Below are 20,764 nucleotides of genomic sequence, written 5' to 3' on the forward strand. Positions count from 1 at the left end.
TTATTCTGAATTCTTGTTATTTTTCATCTTTGTTAATTTTCATTGTTTTTTTATTTCCCTCTTGACTTATTACCGGAGACTAAAATTCCATAATTTTTAAATCTTCTGGAACTATTAATTCTGCATCTGTTATCTTTTTTAATTCTTCTAATGTAATATCTGGAGCAATTTCTTTCAATATTAAACCATCATCCGAAGGCTCTATTACAGCATATTCTGTTACTATTAAATCTACTCTCCTCACAGATGTAAGAGGTAGATTGCATTTTTTTACTATTTTTGGATTACCTTTTGCAGTATGAGTCATAGCAACAATAACTTTTTTTGCTCCTGTAACTAAATCCATAGCTCCTCCCATACCTGGTATCAATTTACCAGGGACCATCCAATTAGCTAAATGCCCTTCCTCATCAACTTGCAAACCACCTAAAACTGTATAGTCAAGATGACCTCCTCTTATCAATGCAAATGAAAATGATGTATCAAATGTCATTGCCCCTGGAACAGTGTCAATATATCTTCCACCTGCATTTGTTAAATACTCATTTGCATACTCTTCAGTTACTTCAGAACCTATTCCTAAAACACCATTTTCTCCATGAAAGAATATATTCATATCTTTAGGAACATAATTTGCAACTAAAGTTGGTAATCCTATACCTAAATTTACTATATTTCCAGGTTTAAATTCTTTAGCAACTCTTTTTGCTATTCTTTCTTTTGCGTCCATTATTTTCTCCCCCTTACTACCACATAATCAACAAGTGCTCCTGGAATTTCTACTTCATTAGGACTAATAGATCCTGTTGGAACGATCTCATCAACTTCTACAATCACTAAATCAGCAGCCATTGCTATTATAGGATTAAAATTTCTTGCTGTATATGAAAATTGAAGATTTCCAACATGATCTGCCCTTTTAGCCTTTACTAAGGCTACATTTGCTCTTATGGCTTTTTCTAATATATATTTTTCCCCATCTATCTCAATTATTTCTTTTCCTTCTTCTACAACTGTTCCAATTCCAGTAGGAGTTAATATACCTCCTAACCCCACTCCACCAGCTCTTATTTGTTCAATTAATGTTCCTTGAGGTACTAATTGAACTTCTAATTCTTTAGCTATAAACTGTCTTTGAGTTTCTTTGTTTGTACCAATATGAGAAGTAATAACTTTTTTAACAAGTTTATTGTATACTAATCTACCAATCCCTTTATCTTCATATGAAGTATCATTACAAATAATAGTTAAATCTTTTTTATTTTGTTCAATTAATGCATCTATTAATGTTTCAGGCGTTCCTATTGTTAAAAATCCACCTATCATCACAGTATCTCCATTGTTAACAAAAGAAATAGCCTCATCGGCTTTAACTATTTTCATTTAATCACCCCTTAATAATAATGAAATTTATTTCATGAAAATTTTATCAATTTTTACATTATAATAAAAACTCAATAAAATATAATTAGCCTTGTTTAAAGTTATTAATTACCTTTTAATCTCAAATAATGAAATTTTTTTCACCGAGTGAAAAAAATAACAAATAAACAATTAAAAAAGCTTGATTCACCAGAACCAAGCTTTTTTAATTCTTGTAATTTTCAATTTCAAATAAATAAAATTTTAAATACTCTGTTTCTAAAATATTATATAATATTGGATGATCAGGGGATTGTGTACCTTTAAATATTTGTTTTAAAAATATTTTGTTGTCTTTTGCTGCATTTACTATTATTTTTTTAAATTCTTCTTCATACACTAACTGAGTGCATGATGCTGTAGCAAACAAGCCTTTATTTTTTGTTATTTTCATAGCTCTTAAATTAAGTTCTTTATACCCTCTAATAGCATTATTAATAGAATTTCTAGATTTAGCTAAGGAAGGGGGATCTATAATAACAAAATCAAAATATATATTTGCATCCTCAAATCTCCTTAAATGATCAAAGGTGTTAGTTTCAAATAATTCATATTTTTCTTTAGATATATTATTTGCTTTTAATGTTTTTTCCAAAACATATAATGCCCTATCAGAATAATCTAAAAAAGTAACATGCTTTGCTCCGCCAATTAAAGCATGAATCCCAAAATTCCCTGTATATGCAAATCCATCTAATACTATTTTATTATTTGCTAATTCTTTTACCCTTAAAGCATTATATCTTTGATCTAAAAAAAATCCTGTTTTTTGTCCTTTAGTATCAGCAAAAAAATTAATTCCATTAATTTCAAATGGAATTAATTCAGGACCATTTTTATATATCCATCCTTCTATATATTCAAAACCTTCAATATTTGAATTTTTATCATCGTCCTTCTCAAAAATACCTTTTGGTTCAAATAACTCAATTAATGCTTCTACAATATAATTCTTTAATTTATATATTCCTAAAGTATTTATTTGAATTACAAAATAATCTTCAAATTTATCAATAATCAATCCTGGAAAATAATCTCCTTCACCAAAAATAAGTCTAAAAGACTTTTCATTACTATATAATAATTTCCTATATTCATATGCATCTTTGATTTTATTTTTCACCCATTCATAATCTATAGTTTCATGTTTTTTTGTTAATAATCTAACTCTAATCTTTGAATTATCATTTATATAACCTCTACCAATAAACCTTTTATTATGAAATACATCTACTATATCTCCGTTTGTATATTCACCAATTGTTTTTTCTATTTCATTTTCATATATCCAACTATGACCATTTAATACTCTAGATTTTATATCTTTTACTAAATATACATTCGCCATCTCATCTCTCCTCATTGAACTATATTTTCAACTTTTTTTACAGTATAATATCCAACATGATATTTATCAAATATGAAAATATCATACCAATAATACATATTCTGTGTATCATTCTTTTTTAATTTTAAATTAACTGAATTACTACGAAAACCCCAATTATTTATTGGTTTGAAATTAACATAATCTCTTGGTTTTTGGTCAAGTTCAAAAATATAAATATTATATTTACTATTTAGATTATTTATAATCAAATTATACTCTTCATTTTTTACAACACTTTTATCAATTATTACATTCGGGTTTTCTTTAAAATGACTACCAACAGTAAATCTATATCTACCAGATATATTTTCATCAGAATATCTTATTTCATATGTCTTATTTTCATAATTAGTAACTTCTGATTCCTTTAAATACTTTCTATACTCAAAATATGTTGTTTCTTCATCAAACCAATCCAAAAGCATGTCAAGCAATTTAGTTTCTGGAATTCCATCCTTATCATCATCCCTAAATAACTCTACTTTCATTTTATCTTTATTTATATATTTTGTATTAAAACCTATACATGCAAAAAACATATATTTATCATTAGATTCTAATATATCATATTCTGGATAGTTATACCTAATATCAAGTTTTAAATCATTATAATTAATATTAAATAGTGTAACTGTAGGATCATATTCTTGAGAAATTTCATCTCCAAATCTATTAAAATTGATACAAGAACTCAATAATATAATAATAGAAAATATAAAGATAATTACTTTTTTATTCATAATTATTCACCTCCTAACAAAAGAACCAGGATAACCTGGTTCTTTTATTAAAATCCTACGGATATATTAATATTTACTGAAGTATTTCTTCCATTAAATAAATTCTCTGGATTAATAGCTTGAGTGCTTAATGATGCATGTACTTCTGCTAAATATATATTCAAACCTATTCCTCCATTAAATGTCCAATAAGAATATGAATCAAAATCTGTATTAATATTATAATTTTTTATTTCTGCCCAGAAGGGTAATATACCCCATAACAATCTCTTTCCTGCAGCTACTCCCCATATAAAATCTTCTGTTTCAGGGGCATATTCTATTGATGGAACAAAATCTAATAATATTGGCAATGTAATAAAGAATGTCATTTTCCAAGGTTTGAATTCAGTGAAAACCTCTTGTTCATTAGTAGCAGATCTCAAACCAAAGCTTGTGAATTCCAAATATTCTCTACTAAATACTGGTTCTGCAAAAACATCATATTTATAAATCCCTATACCTTCAGTAATTGGGATATCTTTTAATCCAAATCCTATAGCAGGAAAATCTTTTCCTGCTACAAAACCTATATCAAGAGTAAGAATACCATTATTAATTAATTTATCCATTAATGTATCCATGTGATTGAATAATGATTTTGGACCATCATATAATAAAGAATAAGTGTATGGAAGATCGTATTTTTCACTTGGAAATGCTGTTATTAAATTATAATAACTACCATTGTTTCTTCTAACAACATCATATATTGGCAATGAACTTCTAATAGTACCGCCAAAAGAAAATTCTTCTCCTTTAATACCAAAGTGAACTCCACCATCAATCCACAATGAATTTCTAAAATCTAATGTGGAATTATTATGCCAATCCCTATTTGTAATTGAAAGTTCAGGAGCTAAAACAAAGGCTCCTAATTTTAACTTTCCATACATTCCAAAATCTACTTTTCTTGCTAAAATATCTGAATCAGCAAGATCATAATATTCACCTTGATTGCCTAATAAATTTAAATCCAAAGCTCCTTCTAAATCCAAACTTTCTTGAATTAAATTAGAATTAATATCAGCGCTTAATTCTATAAAATTTCTTGCAGACCATGAAATTAATGCAGGATTTAATTGTCTATTCCATGGTGATATAGGTTCAATTTGTGAAAAAGACAAAACTGCTAAAATCATCAATATGCTTACTAAAAAAATCTTTTTCATATTTACCCCTCACTTTCATAATATTAAAATAATCTTAAATATATTATACTATTTTTGTATGAAAATTCAAAAAAAAAAAAAATATATATTATTTAAAAATAAGCGGGGCTATAAGCCGGATTCTGTGTTAATCGGTCATTTATCTAAGCGGTCTACCTGGAAGGGGCATATTGCATGCCGGGCAAGCTTACCCTTCCTATTTGACCTTGCTCAAGGCGGGGGTTGCCAAGCCATTAGGTTACCCTAATGCTGGTGAAGCTCTTACCTCACCGTTCCACCCTTGCCAAATTGGCGGTTTTCGTCTCTATGGCCCTATTCCGAGGATCACTCCTCCCGGCAGTTAACCGGCGCCTTGCCCTAAGAGTCCGGACTTTCCTCATGACAAATTGTATTTTGTCACGCGACCGATCGCCCCACTAAAATAATTAATTATCTATTTAAATAATTAAACAATCTACCTTGATATGTGTTTCTATTTCTCATTTCTTTTTCTAATAAATTAATTATTTTTATTTTTGACATTCCCCAATTCCCATGAATAACGTTATCTTTAGGAGGATCAGCCGCAAGTCTATGTATTACTACTTTTGGATCAAGATATTCTAAGAATAATATATTTCTATTAATAAATTCTTCTAACGACAAAGGTTTTACCCCGCCATTTTTATACATTTGACCTAACACTGTGTTTTCTGTAATATACAAAGAATGTAATTTTACTCCGTCAACATTTAAAGCTGATAATATTTTTGCGCCTTCTATTATATCTTCTTCTCTATCCCAAGGTAAATCAATTATCATATGAACAATAACTTCAATATTTCTATTTTTAGCACGATTAACCGCATCTATAAATTCGGCTAATGTATGACCTCTATTTAATATTTTTAAAGTATTATAATTGACACTTTGAAGGCCAAACTCTAGATATACATCTAATTTTTCTTTATACGATGCTATTAGATCTAATTTTTCATCTTCTACACTATCAGGTCTTGTTGAGATATCTAATATAACAATTCTATCATCAATTAATGCTGAATCGTATATTTTTTTCAACACATGAGCTGGCGCAAATGTATTTGTATTTGATTGAAAATAAGCCATATATTTATTTGCTCTTCCTTCATATCTCTTAATCATATATTCTACTTGCTCTTTTATAGAATTTTTAGGAGATAATGCTGCAAACCCACTACCAGTTTCTTCACAATATATACATCCACTAGTTCCTTTTAATCCTATTTTATTAGGACAGGTGAATCCTGCATTAATTGGTAATCTTTGAACTCTTTCTCCATATTTATTCTTTAAATACTCACTCAGTTTATTATATAACACATTTATTCTCCTTTTCTAAACTTTTTTTCTAACTCAAAATAATACTTATGAAAAATTTCAAAATAATCATTTTCCTTTAATTTAGGATATTCACCATTAAAATATACCCATTCTCCATTTACCATTGTAGAATATACTCTATTAACAGGTGAATATACTAAATGAGATTTCAATCTATTTATGTCAACTGGATACATTTCAAAATTATTTAAATCAATAATTGCTAAATCCGCTTTATACTCTTCTTCTATTCTTCCTATTTTTTCATTTAAAGCATATCCTCCATTTTCCCAAACCATTCTAAGTGCTTCTTCAGTTTTGAATTTTTCTGGACCATTTGACTTTTGTAGCAGTGAAGCTAATCTCATTTCTTCCCAAATATTTAATGTATTATTACTTGCTGCACCGTCTGTTCCTAAAGTTATATTTATTTCATGTTTAAGCATATCTAATATAGGCGCAACACCATTTCCTAACTTTAAATTACTTGATGGATTATGTGCAACTGCAACTTCATTTCTAGAGAGTATTTTCATATCATTTTCATCAACATGTATACAATGTGCTGCTATTACATTATTCTTAAACAACCCTGTTTTTTCAATATCTTCAAATTTATACATATCTCTTTCATTAATTGATTCATACAAGTGAATTGTTGTAAAAGTTTCATATTCTTTTGTTAATAGAGCTACTTCTTCAAGTTTATTCATAGGGCAAGTATATGGTGCGTGAGGCCCAAACCCTATTTTTATATTATATTTATTATGATAATTTTCAAATAAATATTTTGTTTCATCTATTCTCCTTTTCCACCCATCTTCATTATCATATCCTAATCCTCTTGTTAAAAATGCTCTTATACCAGTATTTTTTACCGCTTCAGCAGTTCCTTTCATAAATAGGTACATATCTACAACTGTTGTTACACCTTTTGATAACATCTCAAGAATTGAGATTAATGATCCATAATATGTTAAATCATCATTTAATAAGTCTTCTCGAGGAAACATCTCATTAAAAAGCCATTCTTGTAAAGTTAAATCATCCCCTATTCCTCGAAACAAACTCATAGCTAAATGTGTATGAGAATTAATAAATCCTGGTATTATTAATTTATTATTTAAATCATATACTTCAACCTCATCTAAAATTATATTTTCAGATAATTCAGCTATAATTCCATTATCTATTAAAATATCCATTTTTTTTATATCAGCATCTGCGCTCATTAATACATATCCATTTTTCAATAGCTTTTTCATTATACTCACCTCAATTAATATTATAACACCTTTATTTTAACTTTTTTTGATAAAATAATAAAATCCCCAACGCGGGGATTTTTACTATAAATATTATATTAATTTTCAATAAATTCTAAAAGGTTAGATATAAATGCTTCTTTATACTTTGGTTCATTAAATACTTCGTGTTTAGCATATTTATATTTTTGTATATGTGCATTTTTTAATTTTTCTGATAATATTTTCCAATTATCAACATTTATTATTCTATCCATTTCTCCATATTGAAGTAATATAGGCATATTTAAATTTTCAGCTTCATCTATTGCTATTTCTGCTTCTGAAAATAATTGTTTTATAGAACCAAAAGATATTTTATTGTGAACTAATGGATCTTCAATATATTTTCTAATTGCCTCATCATCATGACAAATATCTTTAGGATCAATCCCATTACTTATTGTTAATCTTTTTAAAAAACCAAAAAGCATAAGTAATATTTTTTGACTAGGAGTATATAATTTCCCAACTGCGGGGGAAGATAAAATTAACTTTTTGGGCTTTTTATTAGAATATTCAGAATATCTCAAAGCTATTAAACCACCTAAACTGTGGCCAAATAATATAAAGTTATCTGGCGTTATTTCCTCAATATAATCATATACCTTATAAATATTTTTTATATGACCTCTTTTTCCCTCACTCAAGCCATGACCTGGTAAGTCAAAGGTAATAATTTCATAATTTAAATCCAATAATCTCTCTATTAAAAACTCATATCTTCCAGAATGCTCTCCAAGTCCATGTACTATTACAAAAGTTTTTTTAGGATTTTCTGTTTTTTTAAATCTCTTTAAAAACATCCTACCCCTCCCCAATATATTAATCTACAAATTTTTGTTTTTCTATTTCTTTAAACAATTTAACATTATTATCGTATTTTCTCATAAGCCTTAAAACTTCCATTAATGATTCTTCGGTTGATAAATTATTCAACCAATTTCTTAAGATCCATGAATATCTTAATTCATCTTTACTAAATAATAATTCTTCTTTTCTTGTTCCAGATAATTTAACATCAATTGCAGGGAATATACGTTTATTAGATAATTCTCTTGAAAGAATTAATTCCATATTACCCGTACCTTTAAATTCTTCAAAAATTACTTCATCCATTTTAGATCCAGTTTCAACTAATGCAGTCGCTAAAATGGTTAAACTACCACCTTCTCTTATTCTACGAGCAGCACCAAAAAATTTTTTAGGAAATGTCAAAGCTGATGGATCGACACCTCCGCTTAACAATTTACCACTTGGTGGCACATATAAATTATATGCTCTAGCTAATCTAGTTAATGAATCCATTAAAATAACAACATCATGTCCAAATTCAACAAGTCTTTTTGCCATATTTAATGTCATTTCAGCAACCTTTATTTGATTATGGGGATCCATATCAAATGGCGCAGCAATAACCTCAGCATCTACAGTTTCCCGTATATCAGTAACTTCTTCAGGCCTCTCATCAATTAATAATACTATCCTTTTTGTTTCAGGATTATTTATAGAAATAGAATTTGCAATATCCTTTAATAATGTAGTTTTTCCTGCTTTGGGAGGTGCTACAATAAGTCCTCTTTGTCCTTTACCAATTGGAGAAAAAATATCTATAATTCTTGAACTTACAGGAGAATTGTCATACTCTAATTGAAGCCTTTCATTAGGGTAAACTGGCGTAAGATTTTCAAAAGAAATTCTATCTCTAGCTTTTTCAGGATCTTGATAATTTACAGCCTCTACTCTAAGTAAAGCAAAAAATTTTTCTCCTTCCTTGGGTGGTCTAACTTGCCCTGCAACAATATCTCCAGTTGATAAATTAAATCTTTTTATTTGTGATTGAGACACGTATACATCATCATTTCCGTTTAAAAGAGAATTATGTGTATTTCTTAAAAAGCCATATCCATCTGGTAATATTTCCAAAACACCTTCATGAAAAAAATAACCATACGACTCTGTCTGCTTACTTAAAATTCTAAATTTCAATTCATGATCAGTAAGTTTTGAATAATCTTCAATTCCATACTTTCGAGCTAAATTATATAACTGTCTTCTAGACATTTGGTTTAATTTTCCCATATCAACCTCAATAGGAATAATTTCGTCTTTCTTTATATCTCTTTCATTATTTTCACTCACTTTTTCACCTCTCTTATTTAAATGTATAAATAAAATTTTTGATAGGATATTTTGAAGACACATGAAGATTTAAAGTAGATAATATATTATACCATAAAAAATAAAAAAAGCCTCGAAAAAACTTCGAGGCTACATTATTTAAGATAAAATTATTTTTCTTCTTTTTTCTCAGCAGTTTCTACCAATTGCAACAAAGATATTTCAGCAGCATCTCCTCTTCTGAAACCTATTTTTAAAATTCTTGTATAACCACTTGTTCTATTTCTTTCTACATAAACTTTAGCAATTTCATCTACAACTTTATTTGTAAATCTTTTATCATTGAAGTATCTATTAATTTGTCTTCTTAATGCAACACTTCTATCTTTATTATCAGTTGTATTTGCTTCTATAGCTTTTGTCAATATTTTTTCAACTAATGGTCTTACAGCCTTTGCTTTTGCTGTAGTTGTTATAATACTTCCATGTTCAAATACTTCTCTAGCTAAGTTCTTTAATAATGCTTTCCTATGCGAAGCATATCTGCTTAATTTATTTATTTTCACTCTATGTCTCATAGTACTTAGGCTCCTCCCTTCTGGATCTCATCATAATCCAATTGGAATTTTTCAATTAATTCCTTTCGAATCTCATCTAATGATTTTTTACCAAAATTCTTAATTCTCATTAACTCTTCTGGATCCTTTTTAAGGATATCTCTTACTGTATGAATTTTTTCTCTTTTTAAACAATTTTTTGCCCTTTTACTTAAATCTAATTCATCTATTTTTGTTTCTAAAATTTCAATACTTACGCCTTTAAACTCTTCCTCAACAGTTTCTACATTCTCTTCAATATATGTAGAAACTTCAACTTCTAAATTATCTCCTTCTGGTTCAGCAAGTTCAAGGTCTTCACTTTTCCAAGAAGAATAAATGATATTAAAATGTTCTATTAATATTTTAGTAGCTTTAATTAAAGCTTCTTTTGGGTCTATAGATTTTTTTGTCCAGATTTCCAAAATCAATTTATCATAGTCAGTTCTTTTTCCAACACGAACATATTCTGTTAAATAGTTTACTCTGATAACTGGACTATAAACCCCATCAATATATATATATTCTATATCTTTAGATAAATCCATTTCAGATGTTGAAACAAAACCCTTTCCAACTGTAGCATATAATTCCATTTCAAATTTTTTATTCGCATTTAATGTGGCTATTTTTAATTCTGGATTTGCTATTTCAATTCCTGCTGGAGTAATTATATCTCCAGCTTTGATTTCAGTAGGACCCATTTTTTCTATTCTTAAAACAACAGGTTCTTTTATGTTTGTAATATTATCAAAATCCACAACTTTCAATTCTACTTTTTTCAAATTAACTGTTATCTCTAAAATATCTTCTTGAACGCCTTCAATAACATCAAATTCATGTAATTTTCCAGGAATTCTTATTTTTGTTATTGCTAACCCTGGAATTGAGGATAATAATACTCTTCTTAATGCGTTACCTATTGTAACAGCATATCCTCTTTCTAAAGGCGACAAGACAAACCTTCCATATTTGTATTCTAAATTTGACGATTCTTCTAAAGATTCTAATATCATTTTTTCTGGTTTTACAAAATCCATTCATTACCCCCAATTTAGCTTTCCTAAATTGGAGTGCACCCCCTTTCTTTTTGTTAGGCGCGTGTAGCGAAAAATTATACTTAATATTATTTTGAGTAAAGCTCGATAATAGCTTGTAAATCTACTGGTACTTCCATTTCATCTAATGTTGGCAATCTTAAGAATGTTCCTTTAAATGCATTATAATCAACTTCAATCCAATCTAATCTTCTATTAGCTTTTTGTGTTAATTCTATACCTTCTTTAATTGGTAAAATTGATCTACTTTTCTCTTTCACTTCAATTACATCTCCTGGTCTAACCCTATATGAAGGAATATCTACTTTTCTTCCATTTACTAAGAAATGTCCATGTCTTACTAATTGTCTAGCTGTTCTTCTATTTACCGCATAACCCATTTGATATACTACATTATCTAATCTTGTTTCTAAGATTCTCATTAAGTTTTCTCCTGTATTTCCTTCTTTTCTTGATGCTTCTTCGAAGTATCTTCTAAATTGTCTTTCTAATACACCATAAATTCTTTTTAAAGCTTGTTTTGCCCTTAATTGCATACCATATTGTGTAGGTTTTTTTGCTTGTTTTCCATGTTGTCCTGGTGCATATGGTCTTCTTGCAAGAGCACATTTATCTGAGTAACATCTTTCACCTTTTAAGTATAATTTAAATCCTTCTCTTCTACATAATTTACAAAGAGATCCTATATATCTTGCCATTACATTCCCTCCTCTTAGGCCTTACATTCCTTTTCTTTTCTTTGGTCTACAACCATTATGAGGTATTGGAGTTTTATCTTTTATATTTTCAATTACCAATCCTGCTGCTTGTAATGTTCTTATTGCTGATTCTCTTCCAGCACCTGGTCCTTTTACGTAAACGTCTAACTTTTTAACTCCAAATTTTAATGCTTCTTTAGCAATTTTATCAGCAGCTAACTGAGAAGCATATGGTGTACCTTTTTTTGTTCCTGAAAAACCTGCTGTACCTCCACTAGCCCATAATAATGTATTTCCTGATGGATCTGATAATGTAATAATTGTATTGTTAAAAGTGGATTGAATATGTACAACAGCTTTATCTAGAGATATTTTCTTTTTCTTTTGAGTTGTTGTTCTTCTAGCCATCGCTAAACCTCCTTATTACTTTTTCTTACCGATTTTTGAAGGTCTTGGACCTTTTCTTGTTCTAGCATTTGCATGTGTTTTTTGACCTCTTACAGGTAATCCATTTTTATGTCTGTAACCTCTGTAAGAACCTATTTCTATTAATCTAGAAATATTTTTTTGAATTTCTTGTCTTAATTCACCTTCAACTAAAAAATGCTCGTTGATATAATGTGTTATTTTACTGATTTCATCATCTGTTAATTCTTTTGCCCTTTTATCAGGATCAATACCTGTTGATTCTAATATTTCCATTGCTCTATGTTTTCCTATACCATATATTGATGTAAGAGCAATGAACAACTTCTTATTATTTGGTACTTCAACACCCAAAATACGTGGCATTCAAAATTCCCTCCTTTAAAATTATCCTTGTCTTTGATTATGCTTAGGATTTTTAGAACATACTACCCATACTCTACCTTTTCTTCTCATAACTCTACAATGTTCACATCTTTTTTTGACTGAGGCTCGTACTCTCATTTGCTCATTCCTCCTCACTACTTGGATTTCTCTTTATTCTTTCTCTTCTAATAATTCTACCTCTATTTAAATCATAAATAGATACTTCCACTATTACTCTATCTCCAGGAACTAATCTAATAAAATTTTTTCTCATTTTCCCAGATATGTGGGCTAAGATCATATGACCATTATCTAATTCTACCCTAAAAGTAGCATTCGGTAAAGATTCTAAAATATGACCTTCCATTACAATAACATCATCTTTTTTTGCCACGAACATCACCTCTCGGGCTATTCTAATATTGTTAATACTTCAGGACCATTTTCAGTTACAACAATTGTATTTTCATAATGAGCAGATAATGACTTATCAGCTGTTATAGCAGTCCATCCATCATCTAATACCTTTACTCTCCAATCTCCTATTGAAACCATTGGTTCAATTGCAAATGTCATTCTCTTTCTAATTAATGGTCCTTTACCTTTTTCCCCATAATTAGGAATTTGAGGATCTTCATGTAATTTTCTACCAACACCATGCCCAACATAATCCTTAATAATAGAAAAACCAAATGATTCTACATAATTTTGAATAGCATGGCCAATATCACCAATTCTATTTCCAGGGATGGCTTGTTCAATACCTATCCAAAAAGACTTTTCTGTAATTTCAACTAATTTTTTTACTTCTTCGCTAACTTCACCAATAATAAATGTTCTTGCGGCATCTGCTATATAACCATCTAATGTTAAACCCATATCAATAGAGACTATATCACCGCTTTTAAAAACTTTTTCTTTTAACGGAAATCCATGAACAATTTCTTCATTAACAGATATACATGTTGCATATGGAAATCCACCATATCCTTTAAAAGTTGGAATAAAACCTTTTTCTTTCATATAGATATTTACATATTTCTCTACTTCATAAGCAGAAGATCCTTCAACTACTAAATCCTTTATTTTTTCAAACAGGATAGCGAGCTGCTGACCAGCTCGCTTCATCTTATCAACTTCAGATTGTGTCTTTATCAAAATCATAATATCCCTTCCAATATATTAAACACTTCTTTTGTAACTATTTCAACTGTACCACTACCGTCTACTGTAAAGAATTGATTATATTTTTTATAAAATTCTATTACAGGGTAAGTTTTTTCCATGTATACCTTATATCTATCTCTTACTACTTCTTCTTTATCATCATCTCTTTGAATTAACTCTGCTCCATCAATATCACAAATATTTTCTACTTTTGGTTTCAATGTAATTGTATTATATATTTTACCACATTTAGGACATATTCTTCTAGAAGTAATTCTTTTAACAATTGTTTCTTCATCTACTTCTAAATATATTATACCTGTAATAGGATTATTTAGTTCATCTAATATTTTCTCTAATGCTTCAGCTTGTGGTATCGTTCTTGGAAATCCATCTAAAATAAACCCTTTTTTTACATCTTCTTTTACTAATCTATCTTTTATTACATCTAACATAATTTCATCTGGAACTAATTGTCCATTATCAAGGATTGATTTAACTTTTTTACCTAATTCACTACCTGAAGCCACTGCTTCTCTAAGCATATCCCCTGTAGAAATATGAGGAATACTATAATGTTTAGAAACTTCTTTTGCAATTGTTCCTTTACCAGCTCCAGGAGGTCCAAAAAACAATAAATTTAGTTTACTCATAATTATCTCCTCCCGCGGAGTTTACCTTTTTTCATAAATCCTTCATATTGTCTTGTTATCATATGAGCTTCAATTTGTTGCATAATATCTAATGATACACCAACAGCAATAAGAGCTGAAGTACCACCTATCCAAATATTTACACCTGATGCACTTCTAATAATATATGGTAATAATGAAATAACTACCAAGAATATTGCACCAATAAATGTAACTCTCATCATAGTTTTTGTAATATATTCAGCTGTTGGTTTCCCAGGTCTAATACCAGGAATAAATCCACCATATTTTTTAATATTTTCTGAAATATCATTTGGATCAATTACTACTGAATTATAGAAATATGCAAAGAAGAAAATTAACAATGAATATAATATTAAATAAATAGGAGTTCCATATCCAAACCATCTATTTACCCACTCTGCACCTGTAACAGATCCTAGCATTGAGGGTAAAGTCATAATTGCTGATGCAAAGATGATTGGTAAAACTCCTCCACCATTAACTTTTATTGGTATATATGTTGATGCCCCACCATATATTTTGTTTCCAACAACTCTTTTTGCATATTGAACATTAATCCTTCTTTCAGATGTTTGTAAATAAATAGTACCTACAACTACTGCTATTGCTACGATTATTAAAATAACCCACTCAAATACACTTAATCTTCCTACTAAACCACTAGCTATATATTGAGGGAATCTAGATACAATACCTGCAAAAATCAATACAGAAATTCCATTACCAATACCTTTTTCAGTAATCATTTCACCTAACCACAATAAAAACATTGTACCTGCAACAATAGAAACTGTGGATATTAAAAGAAATAATACATAATTTAAATTAGCTGATCTATATGCAGCTACCCCCATAGATAGGAAGAATCCTTGAAGAACAGCTAATCCTAAGGTAACTTGTCTTGTTAGTTTTCCAAATTTCTTTCTTCCTTCTTCCCCTTCTCTCAACATTTCTTTTAAACTTGGGATTACAGATGATAATAATTGTAAAATAATTGATGCATTAATATATGGAGTAACACTTAGAACAAATATGGAGAATTGTTTCAAAGATCCTCCAGTAAATACATCAAAAAAGCTAATAAATCCTTGTGATGCTCCTCCAACTCCTGCCAAAAAAGATTCCCATCTAGCCAAATCAATTCCGGGAATTGGAATATATATACCTACTCTAAAAGCTATTAAAGCTAATAATGTAAATATAATACGATCCCGGAGTTCCGGGATCTTCCACATATTTTTAAATGCTTCTTTCATTATTGAATCACCTCGACACTTCCGCCGGCTGATTCTATTTTTTCTTGTGCTTTTTTACTAAATGCATGTGCCTTAACTTTTAATGGTTTTGTTAATTCACCGTTTCCTAATACTTTTACACCATCTTTTATTTTTCTAATTATTTTCTTTTCTAATAATTTTTCAGGTGTTATTTCTTCATTTGCATCAAATCTGCTTTCTAAAACAGAAATATTAACTTCTGCATAATCCTTCTTAAAAGGAGCGTTTGTAAAACCATATTTAGGAATTCTTCTAAATAATGGTGTTTGACCACCTTCAAAACTTGGTCTTACTTTACCTTTACCTCTAGCTTTTTGACCTTTATGACCCTTACCGCTTGTTTTACCTAACCCAGAACTCCAACCTCTTCCTGTTCTTTTTGCTACCTTTCTTGATCCTTCGGTGGGTTTTAAGTCTGATATTTTAAAAGACATATTTGCTACCCCCTCATTCTTCAATTTCTTCAACTTTTACAAGGTGTTGTACCTTTGTTATCATACCTCTTATTTCAGGTCTATCTTCTTTTATTACTTCTTGGTTTGGTTTTCTTAACCCTAAGGCATCTAAGGTGGCGAGTTGTCTATAATGTTTTCCCGCTCTTCCTCTTACAAGTTTAATTTTTAATTTAGCCATTTCTTATCCCTCCTTATGGGCTCCTTGGAATACCTTAGCAACACTCAAGTCTCTGAGATCTGCATATTCTTTTGGAGATTTTAATTCTTTTAATCCATTCAAAGTAGCTTTAGATAAGTTTATAGCTGTTGTTGATCCTAAAGCTTTTGAAAGAATATTATGAACTCCTGCTAATTCAACTACAGCACGAACTGCAGCAGAAGCAATAATACCAGTACCAGGTCCAGCTGGTTTTAAAAGAACTTTTGATGCATCTTGTCTTCCTAATACTTCATGAGGGATTGTACCATTTTTTATTGGAACCTCTATTATATTTTTCTTTGCATCTTGGATAGCTTTTCTGATTGCTTGAGGAACTTCTCTTGCGTTTCCGCTTCCAACACCAACTTTTCCATTTTTATTTCCTACTACAGCTACAACTCTAAATGAAATATTTTTTCCACCTGTTGTAACCTTAGTAACTCTTCTAATTTCAATTATTCTTTCTTCAAATTCTTCAGCAGCTGCTGAAGCCATTAAATTCTTATCTAAGGCCATTTTCTGCGCACACCTCCTTAAAATTCAAGACCTGCTTCACGTGCAGCATCAGCTAATGCTTTAATTTTTCCGTGATATTTGAAGCCGCCTCTATCAAAAGATACTTTAGCTATTCCTTTTTCCAATGCTTTTTTAGCTACTAATTTACCTACTTCTTTAGCAGCTTCTATATCCCATGTTTTTTCTAATTTTAAATCTTTATCTAAAGTAGAAGCAGCTGCTAATGTATGTCCTTTAGTATCATCTATTATTTGAACATATATATGTTTATTACTCTTGAAAACTGCCATTCTTGGTCTTTCAGGAGTTCCAAAAACTTTGCTTCTAACCCTTAAATGTCTTTTTCTTCTTAACTTTTTCTTTTGAATGGGTTTAATCATCTGGTCAGCCTCCCTTAAACTTTCTTACCTTGTTTTCTGATTATTACCTCACCAACATATTTAATACCTTTACCTGAGTATACATTTGGTTTTCTAAATCTTTTAATTTTTGCTGCAACTTCACCAACTAAATATTTGTTTATCCCTTTAACAATTATTTTATTTGGTGCTGGTACTTCAATTGTAACACCTTCAGGCGGAAGGTATTCAATAGGGTGAGAATAACCTAATTGTAAGACTAATTTAGATCCTTGCATTGCAGCTCTGTAACCAATACCAAGAATTTCTAATTCCTTAGAAAATCCTTCTGTTACACCTTTAATCATATTTTTTACTAATGATGCATAAGTACCTTGGAACATGTTAATTCTTTTTTCATCGCTTTTTCTTTTCATTGACTCTTCATTAGCTTCAACTTTTATTTTATTATCTTCAATTACAAATTTTACATATGGTAAATATTCTTGAGCTAATTCACCTTTCGGACCTTTAACTTTAATAATATTATCGTTAACTGTCACTTCTACTCCATTTGGTATATCTATTGGATTTTTTGATATACGTGACATTTATTCAGCACCTCCTACCAAACGTAACAAATTAGTTCTCCACCAACACCAAGCTCTCTAGCTTCTTTGTCAGTTAGAACACCTTTTGATGTTGAAATTATTGATATTCCCATTCCGCCTTTAACAACAGGAATTTTATCCTTTGATACATATACTCTTCTACCTGGTTTAGAAACTCTTATTATACTATGAATAACATGTTGCTTATTTTTTCTTTCACCTTTATATTTTAATTGTATTTTTAATATTCCTTGTTTTCCATCTTCTATAAATTTATAATCAGAAATATATCCTTCTCTTTTTAAAATTTCAGCAATATTTCTTTTTAAATTAGATGCTGGAACTTCTACACTTTCTTTCATAACAAGGTTTGCATTTCTTATTCTTGTAAGCATATCTGCTACGGGATCACTCCACATCAAGATTCCCTCCTTACCAACTTGCCTTTTTAACGCCTGGTAATTTACCTTCCGCGGCTAATTTTCTAAAACATACTCTACATAATCCAAATTCTTTATATACTGATCTTGGCCTACCACATACAACACATCTTGAATATTCCCTAGTCTTATATTTTTTAGGTTTTTTCCATCTAGCAACCATTGATTTTTTTGCCATTATTTACCTCCTCCTTAATCTCTCTTGAAAGGGAAGCCCATTAATTGAAGGAGTTTTCTTGCTTCCTCATCTGTTTTTGCAGTAGTAACAATTGTAATATCCATACCTTGAACTCTTTTTACTTGATCAGGTTTTAATTCAGGAAATACTAATTGTTCTGTTAAACCAAATGTATAATTTCCTCTTCCATCAAAACTATTAGGATTCATACCTCTAAAGTCTCTTAATTTTGGGAAAATTATATTAATCAATTTGTATAAGAAGTTATACATTCTTATATTTCTCAATGTTACTTTTGCACCAATAGGCATTCCTTCTCTTAATTTAAAGTTAGCAACACTTTTCTTTGCTCTTGTAACAACTGCCTTTTGACCTGTTATTGTTGATAATTCTTGTGCATGTTTTTCAACAACGTCAGCATTTCTTGAGCCCTCGCCAATTCCCATATTAACTACAATTTTAACTATTTTTGGAACTTCATGAATGTTTTTGTATCCAAATTCTTTCATGAGGGCTGGAACTACTTCTTTTTCATATTCATTTTTTAATGGAATGTATTCATATCTCATAATCTATTCCTCCCTCATTAAACCTTATCTATGATTTCGTTACATTTTCTACAAATTCTTACCTTTTTACCTTCTTCTAAGAATCTGTATCCAACTCTTGTTGGTTTGCCACAACTTGGACAAACTACCATTACTTTGCTTGCATGTATTGCAGAAGGTTGTTCTATTATTCCGCCTTCTCTTAATTCTTGAGTTGGTCTTTGGTGTTTCTTAACAATATTAACATTTTCAACAATTATTTTATTTAATTTAGGTATTACTCTTAAAATTTTTCCTTCTTTTCCTTTATCTTTTCCAGAAATAACTTTAACTAAATCGCCTTTCTTCACTTTCATGCTCTCACCTCACCATACTTCTTGTGCAAGAGATGCTATTTTTGTGTAACCTGCTTCTCTCACTTCTCTAGCGATTGGACCAAAAACACGAGTACCTACAGGCATATTGTTTTTATCTATTAAAACAGCAGCATTTTCATCAAATCTAATATGAGAACCATCTTTTCTTTTGATTTCTTTACTTGTTCTAACAACAACTGCTTTAACAACTTGTCCCTTTTTTATATCTGTATGAGGGATAGCTTCTCTAACAGAACAAACCACAACATCTCCAACAGTACCTACTGATTTATGAAATCCACCTAATACTCTAATTACTCTTAATACTTTTGCACCTGAGTTATCTGCTGCTCTTAAATAACTTTCAGCTTGGATCATTATTCGTCACCCCCAAGTTCTTCCACTGTTTCGGGTGTTTCATTATTTTTTTCCGCAAAAATATTCTTTTCAACAATTCTTACAACTTTCCATGTTTTTGTTTTTGAATATGGTCTTGTTTCTTCAATTTCTACAATATCTCCTAAACCACATTCGTTATTTTCGTCATGAGCATGGAATTTTTTTGATTTTTTAACAAATTTTTTATATATAGGATGTTTTATTTTTCTTTCAACTAAAACTGTAACTGTTTTATCCATTTTGTCACTAACAACTTCTCCAATTAACGTTTTCTTGGGCATTACTCATTACCTCCTTATACCCAATTCCCTTTGTCTGAGAATTGTTTTTATTCTAGCTATATCTCTTCTTACCATTTTTATGGAAGCAGTATTTTTTATTTGACCTAATTCATGTTGGAATCTCATTTCAAATAACTTTTTCTTTGCTTCTTCTAATTTTGTTTTTAATTCATCATCTGTTAAGTTGATTAATTCTGCTACTTGTTTTTTCATTTTGCTTCCCCCCTTATATGGTACCTGGGTACTATTTTAGTCTTAATTGGTAATTTTGTTGCAGCATATAATAAAGCTTCTTTTGCTAATTCATCTGTTGTTCCAGCAATTTCAAATAAAACTTTTCCTGGTTTTACTACTGCTGTCCAACCTTCTACATCACCTTTACCTTTACCCATTCTTGTTCCAATTCCTTTAGAAGTAATTGGTTTATCTGGGAATATTTTTATCCATATTTTACCATTTCTTTTTAATGTTCTAACCATAGCTAACCTACATGCTTCAATTTGTTGAGAAGTTATTAATGCTGGTTCTAATGCTTTTAAACCCCAATCGCCAAAGTCTACTAAAGTACCACCTTTGGCATTGCCCTTCATTTTTCCTCTTTGAATCTTTCTATATTTATATCTTTTTGGCATTAACATTTACATCACGC

Annotated in this window: 32 protein-coding genes and 1 other RNA gene; all 33 read right to left on the reverse strand. The window is 29.7% G+C overall.

Annotation, left to right across the window (positions count from 1 at the left end; genetic code table 11):
• Window positions 1-79 precede the first annotated feature (79 nt).
• Entirely contained in the window at window positions 80-730 is a 651-nt protein-coding gene (locus AS160_RS05290) for a 3-oxoacid CoA-transferase subunit B (protein ID WP_165145969.1), read from the reverse strand.
• Window positions 730-1,383, reverse strand: a complete 654-nt coding sequence (locus tag AS160_RS05295; protein ID WP_165145972.1) for a CoA transferase subunit A — start codon at window positions 1,381-1,383, stop codon at window positions 730-732. The genes AS160_RS05290 and AS160_RS05295 overlap by 1 nt, the downstream gene beginning before the upstream one ends.
• Window positions 1,384-1,588: 205 nt before the next feature.
• Window positions 1,589-2,770 (reverse strand): class I SAM-dependent rRNA methyltransferase, encoded by a 1,182-nt coding sequence (locus AS160_RS05300; RefSeq protein ID WP_165145975.1) that lies wholly within the window; start codon window positions 2,768-2,770, stop codon window positions 1,589-1,591.
• 11 nt (window positions 2,771-2,781) lie between these two features.
• Entirely contained in the window at window positions 2,782-3,552 is a 771-nt protein-coding gene (locus tag AS160_RS05305) for a hypothetical protein (RefSeq protein ID WP_165145978.1), read from the reverse strand.
• A gap of 47 nt (window positions 3,553-3,599) precedes the next feature.
• Window positions 3,600-4,763, reverse strand: coding sequence for a hypothetical protein (locus AS160_RS05310; protein ID WP_165145981.1), 1,164 nt, complete (start codon window positions 4,761-4,763; stop codon window positions 3,600-3,602).
• 95 nt (window positions 4,764-4,858) lie between these two features.
• An RNA gene (gene rnpB / locus AS160_RS05315) (RNase P RNA component class A) lies at window positions 4,859-5,183 on the reverse strand.
• Window positions 5,184-5,192: 9 nt separating this feature from the next.
• Window positions 5,193-6,104, reverse strand: coding sequence for a TIGR01212 family radical SAM protein (locus tag AS160_RS05320; protein WP_165145984.1), 912 nt, complete (start codon window positions 6,102-6,104; stop codon window positions 5,193-5,195).
• Window positions 6,105-6,106: 2 nt separating this feature from the next.
• Complete coding sequence (locus tag AS160_RS05325; RefSeq protein WP_165145987.1) at window positions 6,107-7,369, reverse strand: amidohydrolase; 1,263 nt, start codon at window positions 7,367-7,369, stop codon at window positions 6,107-6,109.
• A 98-nt stretch (window positions 7,370-7,467) separates the two neighbouring features.
• Window positions 7,468-8,214: an alpha/beta hydrolase gene (locus AS160_RS05330; protein WP_165145990.1), complete on the reverse strand. Its 747-nt coding sequence runs from the start codon at window positions 8,212-8,214 to the stop codon at window positions 7,468-7,470.
• Between the two features lie 19 nt (window positions 8,215-8,233).
• Window positions 8,234-9,490, reverse strand: a complete 1,257-nt coding sequence (gene rho / locus AS160_RS05335; protein WP_165146366.1) for a transcription termination factor Rho — start codon at window positions 9,488-9,490, stop codon at window positions 8,234-8,236.
• Window positions 9,491-9,699: 209 nt separating this feature from the next.
• On the reverse strand, window positions 9,700-10,107 hold the full coding sequence (rplQ, locus tag AS160_RS05340) for a 50S ribosomal protein L17 (protein ID WP_165145993.1): 408 nt from the start codon (window positions 10,105-10,107) through the stop codon (window positions 9,700-9,702).
• 5 nt (window positions 10,108-10,112) lie between these two features.
• Window positions 10,113-11,165 carry a DNA-directed RNA polymerase subunit alpha gene (locus AS160_RS05345; RefSeq protein WP_165145996.1) on the reverse strand — a complete coding sequence of 351 codons (1,053 nt, stop codon included), beginning with the start codon at window positions 11,163-11,165 and terminating at the stop codon, window positions 10,113-10,115.
• Window positions 11,166-11,251: 86 nt separating this feature from the next.
• Window positions 11,252-11,881, reverse strand: a complete 630-nt coding sequence (rpsD, locus tag AS160_RS05350) for a 30S ribosomal protein S4 (protein ID WP_165145999.1) — start codon at window positions 11,879-11,881, stop codon at window positions 11,252-11,254.
• Window positions 11,882-11,902: 21 nt separating this feature from the next.
• The gene (rpsK, locus tag AS160_RS05355; RefSeq protein ID WP_165146002.1) at window positions 11,903-12,289 is read right to left on the reverse strand and encodes a 30S ribosomal protein S11; all 387 of its coding nucleotides are present in this window, start codon (window positions 12,287-12,289) and stop codon (window positions 11,903-11,905) included.
• A 15-nt stretch (window positions 12,290-12,304) separates the two neighbouring features.
• Window positions 12,305-12,673: a 30S ribosomal protein S13 gene (rpsM, locus tag AS160_RS05360; RefSeq protein ID WP_165146005.1), complete on the reverse strand. Its 369-nt coding sequence runs from the start codon at window positions 12,671-12,673 to the stop codon at window positions 12,305-12,307.
• A 21-nt stretch (window positions 12,674-12,694) separates the two neighbouring features.
• Complete coding sequence (gene rpmJ / locus AS160_RS05365) at window positions 12,695-12,811, reverse strand: 50S ribosomal protein L36 (RefSeq protein ID WP_165146008.1); 117 nt, start codon at window positions 12,809-12,811, stop codon at window positions 12,695-12,697.
• Window positions 12,812-12,815: 4 nt separating this feature from the next.
• Window positions 12,816-13,067: a translation initiation factor IF-1 gene (gene infA, locus AS160_RS05370; RefSeq protein ID WP_206528113.1), complete on the reverse strand. Its 252-nt coding sequence runs from the start codon at window positions 13,065-13,067 to the stop codon at window positions 12,816-12,818.
• A gap of 17 nt (window positions 13,068-13,084) precedes the next feature.
• Window positions 13,085-13,837, reverse strand: coding sequence for a type I methionyl aminopeptidase (map, locus tag AS160_RS05375; RefSeq protein ID WP_165146014.1), 753 nt, complete (start codon window positions 13,835-13,837; stop codon window positions 13,085-13,087).
• On the reverse strand, window positions 13,834-14,493 hold the full coding sequence (locus tag AS160_RS05380; protein ID WP_165146017.1) for an adenylate kinase: 660 nt from the start codon (window positions 14,491-14,493) through the stop codon (window positions 13,834-13,836). Before AS160_RS05380 ends, map begins: the two co-directional genes overlap by 4 nt.
• Window positions 14,494-14,495: 2 nt before the next feature.
• Window positions 14,496-15,773, reverse strand: coding sequence for a preprotein translocase subunit SecY (secY, locus tag AS160_RS05385; RefSeq protein WP_165146020.1), 1,278 nt, complete (start codon window positions 15,771-15,773; stop codon window positions 14,496-14,498).
• On the reverse strand, window positions 15,773-16,228 hold the full coding sequence (gene rplO / locus AS160_RS05390) for a 50S ribosomal protein L15 (protein ID WP_165146023.1): 456 nt from the start codon (window positions 16,226-16,228) through the stop codon (window positions 15,773-15,775). The genes secY and rplO overlap by 1 nt, the downstream gene beginning before the upstream one ends.
• Window positions 16,229-16,241: 13 nt before the next feature.
• Window positions 16,242-16,427 carry a 50S ribosomal protein L30 gene (gene rpmD / locus AS160_RS05395; protein WP_165146026.1) on the reverse strand — a complete coding sequence of 62 codons (186 nt, stop codon included), beginning with the start codon at window positions 16,425-16,427 and terminating at the stop codon, window positions 16,242-16,244.
• A 3-nt stretch (window positions 16,428-16,430) separates the two neighbouring features.
• The gene (gene rpsE / locus AS160_RS05400) at window positions 16,431-16,964 is read right to left on the reverse strand and encodes a 30S ribosomal protein S5 (protein ID WP_346774425.1); all 534 of its coding nucleotides are present in this window, start codon (window positions 16,962-16,964) and stop codon (window positions 16,431-16,433) included.
• A gap of 17 nt (window positions 16,965-16,981) precedes the next feature.
• Complete coding sequence (gene rplR, locus AS160_RS05405; protein ID WP_165146029.1) at window positions 16,982-17,344, reverse strand: 50S ribosomal protein L18; 363 nt, start codon at window positions 17,342-17,344, stop codon at window positions 16,982-16,984.
• A 14-nt stretch (window positions 17,345-17,358) separates the two neighbouring features.
• Window positions 17,359-17,913, reverse strand: a complete 555-nt coding sequence (gene rplF / locus AS160_RS05410) for a 50S ribosomal protein L6 (RefSeq protein WP_165146032.1) — start codon at window positions 17,911-17,913, stop codon at window positions 17,359-17,361.
• A gap of 14 nt (window positions 17,914-17,927) precedes the next feature.
• The gene (rpsH, locus tag AS160_RS05415; protein WP_165146035.1) at window positions 17,928-18,332 is read right to left on the reverse strand and encodes a 30S ribosomal protein S8; all 405 of its coding nucleotides are present in this window, start codon (window positions 18,330-18,332) and stop codon (window positions 17,928-17,930) included.
• Window positions 18,333-18,345: 13 nt separating this feature from the next.
• The gene (locus tag AS160_RS05420) at window positions 18,346-18,531 is read right to left on the reverse strand and encodes a type Z 30S ribosomal protein S14 (protein WP_165146038.1); all 186 of its coding nucleotides are present in this window, start codon (window positions 18,529-18,531) and stop codon (window positions 18,346-18,348) included.
• 14 nt (window positions 18,532-18,545) lie between these two features.
• Window positions 18,546-19,100, reverse strand: a complete 555-nt coding sequence (gene rplE, locus AS160_RS05425; RefSeq protein ID WP_165146041.1) for a 50S ribosomal protein L5 — start codon at window positions 19,098-19,100, stop codon at window positions 18,546-18,548.
• A gap of 17 nt (window positions 19,101-19,117) precedes the next feature.
• Entirely contained in the window at window positions 19,118-19,435 is a 318-nt protein-coding gene (gene rplX, locus AS160_RS05430; RefSeq protein ID WP_165146044.1) for a 50S ribosomal protein L24, read from the reverse strand.
• 9 nt (window positions 19,436-19,444) lie between these two features.
• The gene (gene rplN / locus AS160_RS05435) at window positions 19,445-19,813 is read right to left on the reverse strand and encodes a 50S ribosomal protein L14 (RefSeq protein ID WP_165146047.1); all 369 of its coding nucleotides are present in this window, start codon (window positions 19,811-19,813) and stop codon (window positions 19,445-19,447) included.
• Window positions 19,813-20,115, reverse strand: a complete 303-nt coding sequence (rpsQ, locus tag AS160_RS05440) for a 30S ribosomal protein S17 (protein WP_165146050.1) — start codon at window positions 20,113-20,115, stop codon at window positions 19,813-19,815. Before rpsQ ends, rplN begins: the two co-directional genes overlap by 1 nt.
• 6 nt (window positions 20,116-20,121) lie before the next feature.
• Entirely contained in the window at window positions 20,122-20,328 is a 207-nt protein-coding gene (gene rpmC / locus AS160_RS05445; RefSeq protein WP_165146053.1) for a 50S ribosomal protein L29, read from the reverse strand.
• Window positions 20,325-20,753, reverse strand: a complete 429-nt coding sequence (gene rplP / locus AS160_RS05450) for a 50S ribosomal protein L16 (protein ID WP_165146056.1) — start codon at window positions 20,751-20,753, stop codon at window positions 20,325-20,327. The genes rpmC and rplP overlap by 4 nt, the downstream gene beginning before the upstream one ends.
• Between the last annotated feature and the right edge of the window lie 11 nt (window positions 20,754-20,764).

The sequence above is a fragment of the Marinitoga sp. 38H-ov genome, from assembly GCF_011057715.1.
GTDB lineage: Bacteria > Thermotogota > Thermotogae > Petrotogales > Petrotogaceae > Marinitoga.